This window comes from Moorena sp. SIO3I6, assembly GCF_010672095.1.
In genome coordinates, this window is record NZ_JAAHHU010000032.1 from 14,053 (window position 1) to 28,733 (window position 14,681).

The 14,681-nt window shown below is 42.7% G+C and carries 16 protein-coding genes and 4 pseudogenes; 11 read left to right on the forward strand and 9 right to left on the reverse strand.

Features of this window, described 5'->3' with window-relative positions:
• Positions 1-165: 165 nt before the first annotated feature.
• Together F6K49_RS11925 and F6K49_RS11930 are read right to left on the reverse strand one after the other, a co-directional pair.
• Entirely contained in the window at positions 166-1,998 is a 1,833-nt protein-coding gene (locus F6K49_RS11925) for a tetratricopeptide repeat protein (protein ID WP_293096811.1), read from the reverse strand.
• A gap of 74 nt (positions 1,999-2,072) precedes the next feature.
• On the reverse strand, positions 2,073-2,990 hold the full coding sequence (locus F6K49_RS11930) for a branched-chain amino acid transaminase (protein ID WP_293026509.1): 918 nt from the start codon (positions 2,988-2,990) through the stop codon (positions 2,073-2,075).
• A 293-nt stretch (positions 2,991-3,283) separates the two neighbouring features.
• Between F6K49_RS11930 and F6K49_RS11935 the strand changes: the two genes are divergently transcribed.
• Positions 3,284-3,859: an FHA domain-containing protein gene (locus tag F6K49_RS11935; protein ID WP_293026511.1), complete on the forward strand. Its 576-nt coding sequence runs from the start codon at positions 3,284-3,286 to the stop codon at positions 3,857-3,859.
• 74 nt (positions 3,860-3,933) lie between these two features.
• Positions 3,934-5,958: a mechanosensitive ion channel domain-containing protein gene (locus tag F6K49_RS11940; protein ID WP_293042061.1), complete on the forward strand. Its 2,025-nt coding sequence runs from the start codon at positions 3,934-3,936 to the stop codon at positions 5,956-5,958.
• A 202-nt stretch (positions 5,959-6,160) separates the two neighbouring features.
• Here F6K49_RS11940 and F6K49_RS11945 read toward each other — a convergent pair whose 3' ends face one another.
• From F6K49_RS11945 to F6K49_RS11955, 3 genes are read right to left on the reverse strand one after another with little or no spacing between them, the layout of a single operon-like run.
• Positions 6,161-6,322, reverse strand: a complete 162-nt coding sequence (locus F6K49_RS11945; RefSeq protein WP_293067022.1) for a hypothetical protein — start codon at positions 6,320-6,322, stop codon at positions 6,161-6,163.
• Positions 6,291-6,797, reverse strand: a complete 507-nt coding sequence (locus tag F6K49_RS11950; RefSeq protein WP_293096820.1) for a pentapeptide repeat-containing protein — start codon at positions 6,795-6,797, stop codon at positions 6,291-6,293. The genes F6K49_RS11945 and F6K49_RS11950 overlap by 32 nt, the downstream gene beginning before the upstream one ends.
• Positions 6,784-6,996 (reverse strand): hypothetical protein, encoded by a 213-nt coding sequence (locus tag F6K49_RS11955; RefSeq protein ID WP_293096825.1) that lies wholly within the window; start codon positions 6,994-6,996, stop codon positions 6,784-6,786. Before F6K49_RS11955 ends, F6K49_RS11950 begins: the two co-directional genes overlap by 14 nt.
• Before the next feature lie 444 nt (positions 6,997-7,440).
• Here F6K49_RS11955 and F6K49_RS11960 point away from each other — a divergent pair.
• The 5 genes and pseudogenes from F6K49_RS11960 to F6K49_RS11980 all read left to right on the forward strand — a co-directional run.
• Positions 7,441-7,688, forward strand: a pseudogene (locus tag F6K49_RS11960) (IS66 family transposase); the annotation flags it as partial.
• A 74-nt stretch (positions 7,689-7,762) separates the two neighbouring features.
• Positions 7,763-9,751, forward strand: a complete 1,989-nt coding sequence (locus tag F6K49_RS11965; protein WP_293096830.1) for an NAD(P)-binding domain-containing protein — start codon at positions 7,763-7,765, stop codon at positions 9,749-9,751.
• A 142-nt stretch (positions 9,752-9,893) separates the two neighbouring features.
• Positions 9,894-10,073: a hypothetical protein gene (locus tag F6K49_RS11970; protein ID WP_269087119.1), complete on the forward strand. Its 180-nt coding sequence runs from the start codon at positions 9,894-9,896 to the stop codon at positions 10,071-10,073.
• Positions 10,074-10,168: 95 nt separating this feature from the next.
• Positions 10,169-11,290, forward strand: coding sequence for an acyl-CoA dehydrogenase family protein (locus F6K49_RS11975; RefSeq protein WP_075898734.1), 1,122 nt, complete (start codon positions 10,169-10,171; stop codon positions 11,288-11,290).
• A 323-nt stretch (positions 11,291-11,613) separates the two neighbouring features.
• Positions 11,614-12,096 (forward strand): annotated as a pseudogene (locus F6K49_RS11980) (hypothetical protein); the annotation flags it as partial.
• Here F6K49_RS11980 and F6K49_RS11985 read toward each other — a convergent pair.
• The gene (locus tag F6K49_RS11985; RefSeq protein ID WP_293096907.1) at positions 12,003-12,356 is read right to left on the reverse strand and encodes a hypothetical protein; all 354 of its coding nucleotides are present in this window, start codon (positions 12,354-12,356) and stop codon (positions 12,003-12,005) included. The pseudogene F6K49_RS11980 and the gene F6K49_RS11985 sit on opposite strands and share 94 nt — an antisense overlap.
• Between F6K49_RS11985 and F6K49_RS11990 the strand changes: the two are divergent.
• Together F6K49_RS11990 and F6K49_RS11995 are read left to right on the forward strand one after the other, a co-directional pair.
• Positions 12,280-12,613: pseudogene (locus tag F6K49_RS11990) on the forward strand (transposase); the annotation flags it as partial. The gene F6K49_RS11985 and the pseudogene F6K49_RS11990 overlap by 77 nt on opposite strands.
• 247 nt (positions 12,614-12,860) lie before the next feature.
• A pseudogene (locus tag F6K49_RS11995) lies at positions 12,861-13,016 on the forward strand (IS630 family transposase); the annotation flags it as partial.
• A gap of 12 nt (positions 13,017-13,028) precedes the next feature.
• On the opposite strand, the gene F6K49_RS12000 reads toward F6K49_RS11995, so the two are convergent.
• The 3 genes from F6K49_RS12000 to F6K49_RS12010 form a co-directional block, all read right to left on the reverse strand.
• Positions 13,029-13,307, reverse strand: coding sequence for a hypothetical protein (locus tag F6K49_RS12000; protein WP_075899039.1), 279 nt, complete (start codon positions 13,305-13,307; stop codon positions 13,029-13,031).
• 100 nt (positions 13,308-13,407) lie between these two features.
• Complete coding sequence (locus F6K49_RS12005; RefSeq protein ID WP_143727581.1) at positions 13,408-13,662, reverse strand: hypothetical protein; 255 nt, start codon at positions 13,660-13,662, stop codon at positions 13,408-13,410.
• 50 nt (positions 13,663-13,712) lie between these two features.
• Positions 13,713-13,847: a hypothetical protein gene (locus F6K49_RS12010; RefSeq protein WP_269086991.1), complete on the reverse strand. Its 135-nt coding sequence runs from the start codon at positions 13,845-13,847 to the stop codon at positions 13,713-13,715.
• Between the two features lie 335 nt (positions 13,848-14,182).
• On the opposite strand from F6K49_RS12010, the gene F6K49_RS12015 reads away from it, so the two are divergent.
• On the forward strand, positions 14,183-14,473 hold the full coding sequence (locus F6K49_RS12015) for a DUF433 domain-containing protein (protein ID WP_330359427.1): 291 nt from the start codon (positions 14,183-14,185) through the stop codon (positions 14,471-14,473).
• Entirely contained in the window at positions 14,470-14,676 is a 207-nt protein-coding gene (locus F6K49_RS12020) for a hypothetical protein (RefSeq protein WP_075899041.1), read from the forward strand. The genes F6K49_RS12015 and F6K49_RS12020 overlap by 4 nt, the downstream gene beginning before the upstream one ends.
• The last annotated feature ends 5 nt before the right edge of the window (positions 14,677-14,681 follow it).

Consider the following 14,681-nt stretch of genomic DNA (forward strand, 5'->3'; position numbering starts at 1 on the left):
GTTAGGTTTTCGTATTTAATCCCTAGCGCTATCCGGTATAATGCTTAATACCAATTAAACGTAATAGTAGAGGATTTTCCCATTTCTAAGACCAAAACCGAAAATCTTTATCAGATATTTATTTAGATATAAAATCTTTATCAAATATTTATTTTTGCTGAGTGATCAACGGCCTAATTGTTCCCTTGCCTGCTGACGCAGATTCTTAGCATTGGGGTGATTCGGCTGGATTTGAAGTGCGTTTTCCATGGCATTGATTGCTTCCTTGTATTGACCTTTGGCCCAATAGGCTGCCCCTAGATTACTCCAAGCATCAGCAGAATTAGGATTGAGTTCAAGTGCCTGATTATATGCTTCTATGGCCTCACTGTACCGACCGAGTTTATGGAGGGCTACTCCTTGGTTAATCCAGGCGTCAGCAAAATCGGGCTTGATAGCGATCGCTTTCTCGTATAGAGTTAGAGCTTGAGTTATGGCTGTTGGGGTGTTTTGGGATTCGAGAGCTGCACCTTTACTCCACAATGCTTCTGGGTAGTCAGGTTTAAGGGCAAGGGCTTGATCGCAGGCAGCCAGTCCTTCTGGAGTACGCCCTAAGGAATTGAGGCTATAGCAACGACCCCAATGAGCTTCTGCTAAATTTGAGTCCCTTGCGATCGCTTTTTCGTAAGTCATCAGTGCTTGTTGGTACTTTCCTGCTTGCCGCAAGCTCTCCCCTTGGCTGTTTAATTCTATTGCAGTTGGTTGTGTTTCCGTTGGTTGTGTTTCCGGCTCGGATGCCGATTTCGCAGCTGATTCGGTATCCGAGCCGGGAATAGTTTTTTGGACTGAGCTGGTAGTAGTGCTTTCAGGGGTGTTGCTAACTACCGCTGGGGTTGCAGGTTTTGACTCAGAGGTGGTAGTCGAGGTTTCCGCAACGGTATCGCTAATGTTGTCAGTAATATTGTCAGTTTGAGTGACAAGTTTCGGAACTAGAAAAGTCTTAGTACCGATCACAGAAATACCGATACCCATCCCTGCTAAGACAGTAATCATCAACCAAGGCTTCATTAACCATCTTCGGATGATCTCTGATCTGGCCTGGGTTTGTGCTGATGTTGCTGAAACAGAAACAGTCTCTTCCGGAACTTTAGCAGACATAGCTATTGTTGGTGCAGCAGTTAGCCTCTGAACTGCTGCCAACGCTTCTACTGCGGTCGGGTAGCGGTCACGGAAATCATAGCGCACCATACAGTCAAGGATATCCGCTAATTCTGAGTTAACTTGGGTGTTAACTTGGATGCGATCGCGCCAGTTAATTTCCCCTGTTTCGGAGTTTTCTTTCAGGAACTTGGGATGAATTCCGGTTAATGCCTGGATGCCTACCATACCCACCGCATAGATATCGCTGCTAAAACGGGGATTGCCACCGAACTGTTCTTTGGGGGTGTAGCCATGACTGCCAATAGCAATGGTCTTGGTTTGCCCCGTTTCGGGATCGATAATCTGGGTGCTAGCTTGCTTAACTGCCCCAAAGTCAATCATGACAATTCTACCATCCTTGCGACGGCGGATCAGGTTTGGGGGTTTGATATCACGATGGATCACACGTTGCTCATGGACAAATACTAGGACTTGTAGAATGTCTTGCAACAGAGCAATCACTCGATTTGATTCCCAAGGCTGACGGATTTCTTGGTTGAGGGGTTCTCCATCAATAAATTCTTGGGCCAGATAAAACTCCTGATTTTCCTCAAAATGTGCCAGCAACTGGGGGATCTGATCGTGGTTACCCAGCTGGTAGAGGACTTGGGCTTCTCGCTCAAATAGGCGTTTGGCAATTTCCAAACACTGAGGATCCGTCACCTGGGGTTTGAGCTGTTTGATCACACATTGGGGAGTTCCTGGCAAGTGCAAATCCCGTGCCAGAAACGTTTGACCAAACCCACCTGCTCCCAGCTTGCTGATGATTTTGTAGCGACCGCCTAAGGGGTTTGCAGAATTTATCAGTTGATTGTTCATGGTTTACGTTTGATTCTACTCCCTATCCCAGAAGTCGCTACAGGTTTACAGGGTTCTATAAGCCTAACTTTAGTTTATTTATCAATTTTAACCGTATACACCCAGTCTTTGTATTTCGGTTCCCGATTTTCCGTAATCGCTGCTAACATCTCCTTGAGCTTTTCGGTTATTGGTCTGTTTGGAGATAAGTGATAGTTTTCGATTCGTTTAACTGGGGTGATCTTTGCCGCTGTCCCACTCAGAAATACTTCATCGGCAATAAATAGTTCTGATTTATCCACTGGTCGTTGTATAGTTGGCAAGCCCATGTCTTTAGCAAGGGTCAGAATACTATCCCGAGTAATTCCTTCTAGGATATCCTGATCGAATCCAGGGGTAATCAGCTGGCCATTTCTGACCACAAAGATATTCATCCCAGAAGCTTCCGATACTTTCCCCTCAGAATTCATCATAATGGCTTCATCAAAGCGAGACTCTACTGCTTCGCTTTTCGCCAAGGAAGACGTAATATAAGCTCCACTAATTTTACCTCTCAAGGGTAAACTTTGGTCTTGTTGTCGATACCATGAACTAATCCGACAGCTAACTCCCTCAGGAGATAAATAATCTCCTAATTCTAATCCATAAACAAAAAAGTCTTTTTCAATATTATGGAGTCGCGGGGAAATTCCTAAATCTGACGTGTAGACAAAAGGGCGGATATAAAACGACTTAGTTGGTTTATTTTGTTTGATAAACTCAACGATAATAGTCTCGATTTTATCAGGAGGTAAATTGTAGTGTAATAACCGAGCACTATTACTTAGGCGTTGGCAATGGCGGTCTAACCGAAACAGTAAACATTGCTGTGGGTTTTTTGGGTCAGGGATACAGCGTAATCCGCCAAAAGCTCCCGTGCCGTAGTGCAAGGCATGGGTAGCAATGGAGATTTTGGCGTCAGTGAAAGGGACAAACTTGTTCTGAAAGTAAGCAATGGGCAAAAAATCAGGCATAGTTAAAATCAGTGCTTTAAGATTAATTTACCTCAGTTTAACGAGTGGCTGACAGCATGCTCTCCATGGCATTTAGCCTTGTTGTCACTCCCTCAGGGGGAACTGGCTCCTCCCCACGACCTACCCAAAACCCTACACCGGACACCTTATCTATTTTTCACCCTTTTTGTCATCCCCTTAGCATCGGTGGGTATAGTTGAAAAACAACGCTTAATGTGCTAATCAAAACTCAGCACTCAAAACTGACCCTCTCAGCACTGATCCACTATGTTCTAGTTAGCAGGAGTGAAATCTTGGCTGAACCTATTTATGTTCAATTGACCTGGGAAGACCCAGAAACCGGCGAGTTAAAGAAACCTGTTCTGAGACCGCCCATTGCTGTTGGTCGAGAAAATGACCATTTGCCAGCACACTTAGCAGGTCAATCTGTGTCTCATCTGGTACTTCTTGACAAGGAGATTTCCCGGTATCACGCCCTGATCACAGTGGCTAATACCCAACTCTATGTTACTGACAGCAGCGCCAACGGCACGTTTATTAACGGGCGGAAGATTCGCTCTGGTATTCAACCTTTTTCAAGCAAGGATACCCTGCGGATTGGTCCGTACAAGATTACAGCGACCTTGAAACGGGAAAATGACCTGAACGCCACTGCACAGAACTTTGACCAGACTAGTCTATTAGGAGAGAAAAGTGTCACTAACTCTCTGCCCAATAATAAACCTGTGGTTTGGTTGATTGGCTTAGTGGTACTGTTAATAATGGGAGTCGGCACCTGGGCCGTGGTCAGCGGTCTGCTGGAGGGGTTAAAACCGGGAACGCCAGACCAGGAAAACGATTCCTCCACACATTTAGAACGGGTAGTCTAGCACAGCTAGTTAGCTAAACCTTAACCATGAGATTCTAATGTTATCGAAAATAGAACCTAAATGGAACGTCACCTATGGAATCTCTTCTGAATGTTCGATTTTCCATTAACCCTTTCCCAAGGGTTAGGTTTCAGCGTTCCTTGGGATTGGTTTTGCTAGGTGTACTTACCCTACTGCTCACCCTATTACCAGCCTCTACCTTAGCACAGGAATCTTTTGCAAATGGCACTAAGAAAGCTCCTGTGGTAGTGGATGGTATTGAATTATTTCAAGTCGGCAACGCTGGCAACTTTAGCGCTACTGAGCGAGCCGAGCTGATCAATCAGCGCTTAGCAAGGGAGGTGAAATCCCTACAAAAACCTGAATATGTGGACATTGAATATGTCGGGCAAAACGAGGGGATTCTTCGTACCAAGTTTACCGAGCGGATTCTGGTCACGATTACCAAGGCCGATCAAATTCCTGATACTGATCCTCTTGAGCAAGCCGAAAAATGGGAGAAGCTGATTGAAAAGGCGATCCGGCAGGGCAAACGACAGCGGATGCCAGATTATAGTCGTCAGGCAGTAAGGTTTACAAGCATAGTGCTGGTGTTGTTAATCCTGTTGTACTTGCTGTTACGGGTCTTCAGGCAATTTGCCTTGCGGAAACTGACCTCCTGGCTAGGGAATCCGGCTTCGCCTTTTTTCCCTTGGCACGACCCAGCTAAATTATTTCTCGGGGCAGCCCTGTTAGGGTTACAGCTTATCCTGTGGACTACAGTTATCTTAACCATTAGTGACCTATTTCCCCAAGTTCGCAGTTGGCGTTATGAACTGTTAAACTTCCTCAAGTCTCCTGTAATTGGTTCCGGAGAAAGCAAGTATTCTGCGATCCAAGTGCTGCTGTTGGTGGTATTAACCGTTGTGCTATGGTTTGGGGTTAGTGCCCTCACCAGGCTATTGAGGCGTTACATCTTGGGGAAAACTGGCGCTGATTCAGGGGTGCAAGAGGTGATTGCTACCCTGATCCAGTATGTCCTGACGTTTTTGGGCATGATTATCATACTCCAAAGTTCTGGGTTGGATTTAAGTTCCCTAACCATTTTTGCTAGTGTCTTAGGGGTGGGAATTGGCTTTGGTGTGCAAAATATTGCTAACAACTTTATCAGTGGCTTAATTATCACCCTAGAGCGACCGATTCAACTGGGGGATTTTATTAAGGTCAACGATTTGGTGGGAACTGTGCAGCGAATGGGTTCCCGCAGTACAGAGATTTGCACCTTGGATAAAGTGACAATAATTGTGCCCAATGCCCGCTTTTTAGAAACTGAGGTGATTAACTGGAGTCACGGTAACCCGATTTCCCGGCTCAAGATTCCTGTAGGAGTGGCTTACGGATCTGATGTGGAGCAGGTCAAGAAGGCACTGTTGGCAGCTGCGAAGAGTCACCCGGAAGTGTTACTAAGGCCCTATCCCCAAGTTTGGTTTCAGGAATTTGGTGAGAGTGCCCTCAAGTTTGAGCTGTTGGTCTGGACTGGAGACCCCAAGCGGCAGCCTAAAATCAAGAGTGACCTCAACTACCGGATTGAGAAAAGTCTGCGTCGCTATGATATCCATATACCATTTCCTCAACGAGACCTCCATGTGCGATCGCCTCAGTTAGAGAAATTGCTGACCGCTTGGCTAGGGGAACGTCAGCCAAAACCGCCCGAAAACCAACTCTATATTCCCAATGGGTATCAGTCTCAGCAGCTACCCCAGGATTCCTTAGTTTCAGGTTTCCTAGAGCCTATGGATGAGATAGATCAAGACTCTTACCCTACGGCTCCTTTCCAAGAGGATATGATAACACTAGACATTGAAACCTTGGTCGAAGAAATGCGTCAACCAGAAGCGTTGGATATTAAAGACCGTCGCTATCGTCTCAATAGCTATGGATGCTGTTTTGTTGGCTCAGAAGCGGTAGATTGGTTGGTAAAACGGTGTAATTCTACTCGGGAAGACGCAGTTGCTATTGGACAGATACTGATTAATCGAGGTATTATTCATCATGTCGCAGATGATCATCCTTTCCGAGATGATTATTTGTTTTACCGTTTTTATTTAGATGAGAATTAAGTTAAGCTATCAGCTTTCAGTTATCAGGTATCAGCTTAAGCGCTACGCGCACGCTACGCGAACAGCTATTAGCTAAGAGCTATTAGCTATCAGGTATCAGCTATCAGGTATCAGCTTAAGCGCTACGCGCACGCTACGCGAACAGCTATTAGCTAAGAGCTATTAGCTATCAGGTATCAGCTATCAGCTTATGCAGGCTAGATCACAGGCTAGAAGCCTGTGCCACGCAAACTACAGTAACAGGCAAAGGCCAAAGGCTGAGCACTGACCGCTGACCACTGACCACTGACCACTGACCGCTGACCACTGACCGCTGAATACTTAGATTAATTTCAATAACAGAATAAAGAATCGCGAGTATCAACACCAGTTATAGTATTAGTACCAGAAGCATTTTCGCATAGCTCCCGGTCTTGGTTATAATCCAAAATTGCAAAGGTGAAGTCAGCGCCAGTAATATCTGCACCATCAAATTTAGATTTCGACATAAATGCATCTTCAAACACTGCATCGGTTAAGTCTGCTTTCTTGAAGGTAGATCCATTAATGAATGCATAGGTAAAATCGGCTCCATGTAGGTTAGCATTCGTGAAATCAACTTTGGTAATGTTGGCACCTATAAACTTAAAGTTGCTCAAGTTGGCTGACTGTAAATTGACATTGCTAAAAACCTTGTAACTAAGGTCTTTATCGGAGAAATCTTGAGCGGTTAGATCCTTGTTTTCATAGTCAGCGTTAATGGTGGCAGCGCTTTGGGCTTGGGCTGGCAGAGGCAAGACTAATATAGTTAGTGCTAGTAGAAAGGCTGCCAGGTGTAGAAAGTACTTACCGTACTTCATGAATTGCTCTAATCCTCCTTTTGATTAAAATTTGCTGACAAGGGTAACTATAGCACTTATCATAGTCATGAGGTACAAAATTCTCGGCTTTAGGGAGCAGGGAGCAGGGAGCAGGAAGCAGGTAAGATGGAAGAGGGAATAGGTAAAAAATTCTGTGTACCTTATAGCTATAAGAAACGCTATATAGGGAGCAGGTCAATTTTGTAAGAAAACTTGAAATACAAACGCTTGAACTAAAGTGTTTTCGGGGCTTCAGTAGCAGTTATCAGTTATTTTAGTACATTTGTTCTGCGAATTTGACATGCTCCCAACGCTATATATCCTCAAATTACTTCTCTGATAGTTCTAGTGAACAATAGCTCATCCTTAGAAGTCAACTAAAGCGGCATTTCGGGCAGGGTAAACGCATCTAATTTTTTTATCCTATATATAGTGTTTTTAAAATTAAATAAACACTATATGTTGAAAAGCCATTGTCAATAAGCACAATAAGGCCAGGTTTATTGAGAACTACCCCCGCTTACCCAACAAGATGCGTTTACCCTGGCATTTCGGGCTATACTTTGATAAATTTTTTTTGATTTTATTTAAGGTTTACGTTAACATAGCATACTAAATACTGAAGACCGGTATTTCCAAGGGCCACCCAGAAGTTCCACCCGATAATAATCGAGTAATCGAGCGGAAAGAGCATTGCGTCCAGCAGTGACCAAACGTAAGGTCTGTGGCGGTTCCCGTTCCATAGAACGGTTTCGGGAAACAGCCGATTTACTCAGTGTCATCCAAACCTACCGTGTCCAGGATCCTTCGGCTATGGAGTTTTTCCGACAAGCTCTTGAGGCTACCGTTTCCCCAACGGTTTCTTATCCTTCCCTGATTCCGATGACCTGAATTCTTACGTTTTCAAAATCAGGTGCAAGATCTGAGTTATACTTATTATGTTGACTACTAGACAATAACAAATAATGAAAAAGATAAATTATGGATTTATAGGAACAGGAATAATTGGTGAAATGCTAATTAATAGATTTGTAGATAGCGGAGTAGCCGATCCCGATCAAATCTATGCATCAAATAGAAGTACTGAAAGATTAAAAAAAATAGTCATATATACAGGAATAAATAAAGGGACAAATCAAGAAGTTATTTCTAATTCTGATTATATTTACCTGTGTGTGAAACCACAGGATTTGCCTGATGTATATCAAGACTTAAACGGAAAGTTGAATGAAAAAACTCTGGTAACTTGTGTCGCATCTATAGAAAGAAATTCTTACTATGAAAATTTAGGCAAAATAAAATTAGTTAGAATAATCCCAAGTATAACAAACAAAATAAAAGGCACAATTCTTTTTGTAGCAGATAAATCTCAAGAATCAGAAAGAGTTTATTTAGATTTGTCACAAATTGCTAATGTCTATTGTGTCCCTGAAGAACATCTTGATGAATATACGCATCTTGCAAGTTGTTCTCCTGCAATAATCTCTGAATTTATCAGAGGATATCTGACATCAATTACAAAAAAAGGAATAAATGAAGAGAAAGGTAGAGAAATAATTTTTGATGCATTATATCAGACTGCTGATTTGTTAAAAGAATTTGGATTTAGAGTAATAGATGATGTTTGTACAAAAGGAGGAATAAGTAGAGTCGGAGTTAATTTTGTTTCTGAAAATTTCCCAATTGAGAGATTATCAGATGAATTACTTGGAAGAATGAAATCAGTCAAATTAGAATGGAGTGGTAAATATGAATTGAATAATCAAAATATTTTAGATATAATTAATGAGAATGGAACACCTCTTTATGTTTATGAAGAAAATGAGATTAAAAGAAACTTTGAACTAATCAGAGATTCAATACCTTATGAAAATAAACAGGTACATTATGCCGTTATGTGTAATAGTAATAGCGAGGTATTAAGGAAAATCAGACAATTAGGAGGCTTTGTTCAAATAAATTCTATACACGAACTTGATTTAGTTAAGAAAGTGGGATTCAGTAATGGGGATATTTCTTTTACTTCAACTGGTTTGGATAGTGAAAGTTTAGAGAGATTAGTTCAAGAAGGAGTGCAAGTAAATTTGGATTCAGTTGAAGAGGTTGAGAAATATTGTAAATTGAATGCAGGGGGTAATTTTGGAATTAGAATTAAAATGAAAGAAGATATCGAACTTCCTGAAGGTTATACTAATTCCCAAAAAGATTCAGATGTAGGTATATCTCAAGAATATTTTTCAAGAGTAAAACAAATTGCTCAAGATTATGGATGTAGAATCAATGAAATACACGGATATCTCGCATCTAATATTTTAGATTCAGAACCTTTAATACACTCTTCAAATTATTTGATGGAATGTGCAAAGCAATTTCCAGATTTAGAATATGTAAATTTTGGAAGTGGTTTTGGCGTACCTGGAAGAAAAACTGAATCAAAATTTGATTTTGCTGGAATAGGAGAATACTATTCAAGATTAACAAAAGAATTATCAGACCATCTTGGAAGGGATGTAAAATTAAAAATAGAGCCTGGTAGATCGGTTGTAGCAACGGCAGGAACACTTTATGCCAAAGTAACAAATGTTAAACAATTGACTGGTAAAAAGCAGATATCAATCAATGCAGGGTTCGGAGAATTTCCAAGACCAAGAATATATGGAGCATACCACGAAATTGAGGCTGTTGGTAAAACAGGAGAGACAGAAACTTATGACATAAGAGGCAATACTGTATTGCAATCAGACTTTTTAGGCAAAGAGAGAAAACTACCTCAAGTACAAGAAGGAGATATCCTGGCAATTAGAAATACAGGGGCTTATGGAATAGTAATGGCTTCAGGTTTCCCAGGAAAAGAGTTACCTTCTGAAGTAATGGTTTATTCAGATGGCACATTTAAGAGGATACTTGATTGGGCTGAGTCTGAATCGCTTGCCAGAAGCAGTAGATATGAGTAGGATGTTCTTGACTGAGTGAGTCGAATTTAGTGAAGAAGCAGCTCAACGGCTACAAGCTGAAGGTGCTTCACAAGTACTGCAAGCCATCCTTCATGCTATGAGTGATCTGTCACAGCTGAGTGCAGATTAGGCTGGGCAGATTATTAAAAAGGTCACTAAAGAGCAGAAAGTGAAAAAAGGATCCCTCGTGCGATCGCTCCGTGCTGCACTCACTGGAGATGTTCACGGTCCCGATCTCATTGAATCTTGGGTGATTTTCCATCAGCACGGTAGGGACAAAATCCGCCTACAGCAGGCATTGATTAACACTTCTACTACTTAGGTGATTTACTGATTGTAGGATGTGCATACCCTTCGGGATGCTCCTAAAGCATCCCGAGTTCGGTGTTTTTAACCACTATGGGAATACGTTAGGACATGAGTAGAACTCACCACAGAGTCACAGAGAACACAGAGAGTAATCGAGATGAGCAACAAGCGCTGTTAGAAATTGCTGAGTCTTATCTCCGGGAATTTGTTGCACCAGTAGCGTCAGAAATTGATGATAATCCAGAAGTATTAAGAGCGGCACTTCAGGGAATGGGTGCTCGCTCTTTATTGGCACTGCAGATTCCTAAGGTTTGGGGAGGTACTGGAGTTAGTGAGCTAACCTTTCGCCACTTCCAGCAGCTCATTCCCCGTTACTCTGGTGCGTTGGCATTTCTGCACACCCAACACCAAAGTGCAGGAGAATTCCTCACCAACACTGACAATGAATCTTTAAAGTGGCAATATCTGCCTTATATGAGCCAAGGACAGGTGTTGCTTGGCATTGGCTTTTCCCATCTGCGACGCCAAGGCAAGTCAATGGTTAAAGCTATTCCTGTAGCAGGTGGGTATCAGATAGAAGGAAAAGTACCTTGGGTAACGGGTTTTGGTTTCTTTCAAGATTTTATTTTGGGTGCAACACTTCCCGATGGTCGGGCAGTTTATGGTATGTTGCCGTTTATTGAAACCATGCAAGAGACTGGGGGAGCAATTACTTTTAGTAAGCCAATGGAATTAGGGGCAATGTCCTCAACCAATACCGTTACGGCAGAGCTTACTCATTGGTTCTTACCTGAAGAGCGTGTTGTCTTCATTAAACCCACTGGTGCAATTCATGAGAACGATCGAAAGAATGTTCTGAATCACGGGTTTGACTGCTTGGGCAATACTAGAGCAGGTCTCGATATCATAGAGGCTGTTTACCAGACTAAACAACTTCCCTTCATCAAGCAAGCATTTGATGCCTTCAACGAAGAACTCAAACGTTGTCAATCAGCAATGATGGCGGCACTAACACCTGATTCTCAGTCTTGCGAAGAACGGCTACAACTCCGCGCTTGGGCAATTAATTTAGCGCAACGTTGTACTGCAGCAGCAGTTACTGTTTCTAGTGGTGCCGCTAATTACCGACATCATGGCGCACAGCGAGTATATCGTGAGGCATTGGTGTTCACAGTCTTAGGTCAAACAAGGGCTGTTATGGAAGCAACTCTTGCTCAGTTGGTGAATTAGGTATTAGGTGTTAGGACACGAGGAGAACTCACTACAAAGCCACAAAGAACACAAAGAAAATCTATACGTCCTAATCTTTCCTAATCTGCCATCTTAGAGGTTGTCTGAGAAGTCTCATTTGCTACATCCAAGCCCCCTAAATCCCCCAATTTTGGGGGACTTTTAGAAGCAAATTGACTCTTATTCCCCCCAAAGTTGGGGGGCTAGGGGGGCAAAATTCAGTATAAAAAAACTTTTCAGATATCCTCTTAGTGCTATAGCGTTTCTCATAGCTATGAGGTACACTAATAAATAGATTAGATAGTTAGTGATACAAATTTCGTATGAAACCTTACTCTCTTGACTTTCGGCAAAAAATTCTAGAAATCCATAAAAAATAAAATTTATCAATCCGAAACTTAGCTCAACGTTTTGGTGTAGCCAAAAGCTTTATTCAAAAATTACTAAAACAACATCGAGAAACCGGAGATATTAAACCCCTCTCTTGGTGCGCATTCCCTAGGTCGGGTTTCCCGACCGGGGTCGCACAGCAACGTCAAGGGGTAAGTCCGCCACGCAAACTTAGGGTCGAGCAATTAATAGATTTGGGAGAAATAATTGAAACAAATAATGATGCTACGTTAGTTGAACTTTGTGATTTACTAGAAATAAAGATCCAAATTCGCGTAAGTCGAGCCACGATGGCAAGACTAATCAAACAACTCGATTATACTTAAAAAAAAACATTATATGCAGCGGAAAAAGAGTCAGAAATAGTCCAAATAAAACGACTAAAGTTTTGGTCAGATATCCGAGATATCCCGGCATAATATTTGATTTTAATAGATGAATCGGGAGTAAATTTAGCAGCGATGCAGCGCGGTCTTGGGGAGGCAGTGCGGTCTTGGGGAGGCAGCGCGGTCTTGGGGGTTCCCCCCATGAGCGACTGCCGTGGTCTCCCCCACTCGCGGTCTGCCGTGGTTTCCCCCATGAGCGACTGCATCAAGACAATGGTTAGGATGTATGCTAGAGCCTTAAAAGGGAAAAGAGCCAGAGGTAAAAAACCACTGAAAAGAGCCTGAGGCAAAAATATCTCCGTAATAGGTGCTTTATCTTTATAAAAAGTCGTGGCATCTAGTAATATATCTGGAGGAGTTAATCGAGTAACTTTTGAAGCAGTTATTGCTAAAAATTTAGTTACTAATTTATTTCTGTAAAAATGCCTGTATAATAATTGATAATGCTAAAATCCATGAAGGATAAATGGTTAGAGAATTAATTGAACAAGCGGGAGCAAAACTGATTTATTTACCCCCCTATTCTCCCGAGTTTTCACCAAGCGATGCAGCGCGGTCTTGGGGGTTTCCCCGGAGACGAAACCTTAGAGAGTGGAGCCTTTAATGTCAGCAGGTTATGCAGAAAAGAGGTGCGACCCGTGGCGAATTTAATTCGCCTACGGAAAGCGCACCTTTGGTTAAATATTTTTTAATAAGGCGACCCTCTCGAAACGGTAACTTCGGCGTAGCCGACGCTTGGCCGTAGGCCACGCCAAAGGCGAACGCGAACAAACCACTCGCTATTGCATCAAGACATCGAAAATTTTTGGTCAAAAGTCAAAGCAATCTTGAAAAAGATTAAAGCCAGAACTTACAAAGATTTAATAGAGGGGATTGCCGATGCCATCTTAAAAGTCACTAAGGAAGATATTCGGAATTGGTTTACTCACTGCTGTTACTGTACCTCATGACTATGAGAATTGCTATAGCGCAATTTTCTCATAACCAAACTCTAGAAACTCGCTCTGGCATGGTGTATAACCCAATGTTTGATAGGCTTGAATATAGGCAGATAATGTTTCTTCTTTCGGTACGCATTCAACCCAATAAAACTGATATTCTGGCGTAGGTTGCCACCATCTTTCGCGATCGCCAGCCACCCAAGCAAAACAGTTATATTCTTGGGATTTTGGACTGGTAACAGTATATTGAGTCCGCGCTAAATTAGGAAAACGTAACTCTAAGTGTATAGCTTCTCCCATGAAAAACTCAAGCAATATAACCCTTTTGTCTTCCCCAATTTAACCATGCTTGAGCCATTAGTTTGATTTTTCCCCGTTGTTCTGGCAGAACTGGGTTTTCTTAGGTAATCTGACCTAAAGCAGGCAACCAATAGAGCGGGTTTTGCTGCAAATCTTCCAATAAAAAAGGAATTACCCCTTCTCCCATCTTGATGATTTCTTGATAAGCGGGATGTTTTGACATTTCGACAGTCGAGGATAACGCCTCTACTTCTTGACGACCTTGGGAAGCAAGAGCGGTAAATTTTTGGCGTATTTCTTCGGGATTTTCTTCAGTCGGTTTTCTAGAGGCTGCATCTAAGGTTGGTTTTTTCATAGTTGCTTTGTGAGTTGCTTTGTGAATTGGCAATACTGACTAGGAAGTCATTACTCCAAAGTGCGTTCGCGTAGCGTGGCCCAAAGGCCAAGGCCAAGGTCAATCGCCCATCTTGTAGGGTGCGTTAACAAAGTGTAACGCACCGAAAACTCACCCGTCCACCCGACAATATCGTAGGAAATCATCTGGGGCTCTTGGAATTGCGATCGCCTACGGCACTAGCGGAGCTGATCCCATCAAGTAAGGGAATTACTAATATAGTGAAGAAAAATACAGCAATTTATAGCCTAATGAGGTAGACAGGATTTTTTCCCTCTTGCCTCTTGCCCGCCCCCCTTACTAAGGGGGGTTAGGGGGGATTCCTCTTGCCTCTTCTCTGTTCCCTGTTCCCAGATCCGCTGTTCCCTAAAACCCAGGACTGAAGTACCTCACTCAATTAAAAACCACTATACAAGGTGTGAGCTATGACAGATAATAAACTGGTATTTGAACGCATTACCTGTCTTGATGCAAAGCGCGAGTGGGGGAAACCACGGCAGTCGCTCATGGGGGGAACCCCCAAGACCGCGCTGCCTCCCCTGTTCCCTTGCTGCATCGCTTTGATCCCCAAATAATGGGAGGACGTGCTTGTATTCGAGGCATGAGGATTACAGTATCTCTAGTACTGAGTTTGGTAGCCGACGGTATGGATGTCAACGAAATTATTGAAGCTTATCCCTATCTAGAAGCAGAAGATATTAAAGCTAGTCTTCTGTATGCAGCATTTTTAGCTAGTGAGCAAGTTCGTCCCTTCAGTGGAAGTGCAGCATGAAGTTTTTAGCAGATATGGGTGTCTCTCCTTTAACTGTTCAATTAGTGCGTCAACAGGGACCAGTCCAAACTTGTCGTTTTCAACAACGGTCGGTGATGGATTTCTTTGACCTTTGGTCACGCTACGCGAACGAGCAAGCTCTCATGGCTCAATCGGGTCATTTAACGGAACCTCCTTCCCTCATCCCTTCTTTCGAGACCTGAATCCT

Bases quoted from the DNA above. Each gene is read 5' to 3' on its own strand.
- F6K49_RS11975 (WP_075898734.1), top strand. From the start codon at position 10,169: ATGAGTAGAACTCACCACAGAGTCACAGAGAACACAGAGAGTAATCGA.
- F6K49_RS12000 (WP_075899039.1), bottom strand. From the start codon at position 13,307: ATGGGAGAAGCTATACACTTAGAGTTACGTTTTCCTAATTTAGCGCGG.
- F6K49_RS11940 (WP_293042061.1), top strand. From the start codon at position 3,934: ATGGAATCTCTTCTGAATGTTCGATTTTCCATTAACCCTTTCCCAAGG.
- F6K49_RS12020 (WP_075899041.1), top strand. From the start codon at position 14,470: ATGAAGTTTTTAGCAGATATGGGTGTCTCTCCTTTAACTGTTCAATTA.
- F6K49_RS11965 (WP_293096830.1), top strand. From the start codon at position 7,763: ATGAAAAAGATAAATTATGGATTTATAGGAACAGGAATAATTGGTGAA.
- F6K49_RS11925 (WP_293096811.1), bottom strand. From the start codon at position 1,998: ATGAACAATCAACTGATAAATTCTGCAAACCCCTTAGGCGGTCGCTAC.
- F6K49_RS12005 (WP_143727581.1), bottom strand. From the start codon at position 13,662: ATGAAAAAACCAACCTTAGATGCAGCCTCTAGAAAACCGACTGAAGAA.
- F6K49_RS11930 (WP_293026509.1), bottom strand. From the start codon at position 2,990: ATGCCTGATTTTTTGCCCATTGCTTACTTTCAGAACAAGTTTGTCCCT.
- F6K49_RS12010 (WP_269086991.1), bottom strand. From the start codon at position 13,847: ATGATTTCCTACGATATTGTCGGGTGGACGGGTGAGTTTTCGGTGCGT.
- F6K49_RS11950 (WP_293096820.1), bottom strand. From the start codon at position 6,797: ATGAAGTACGGTAAGTACTTTCTACACCTGGCAGCCTTTCTACTAGCA.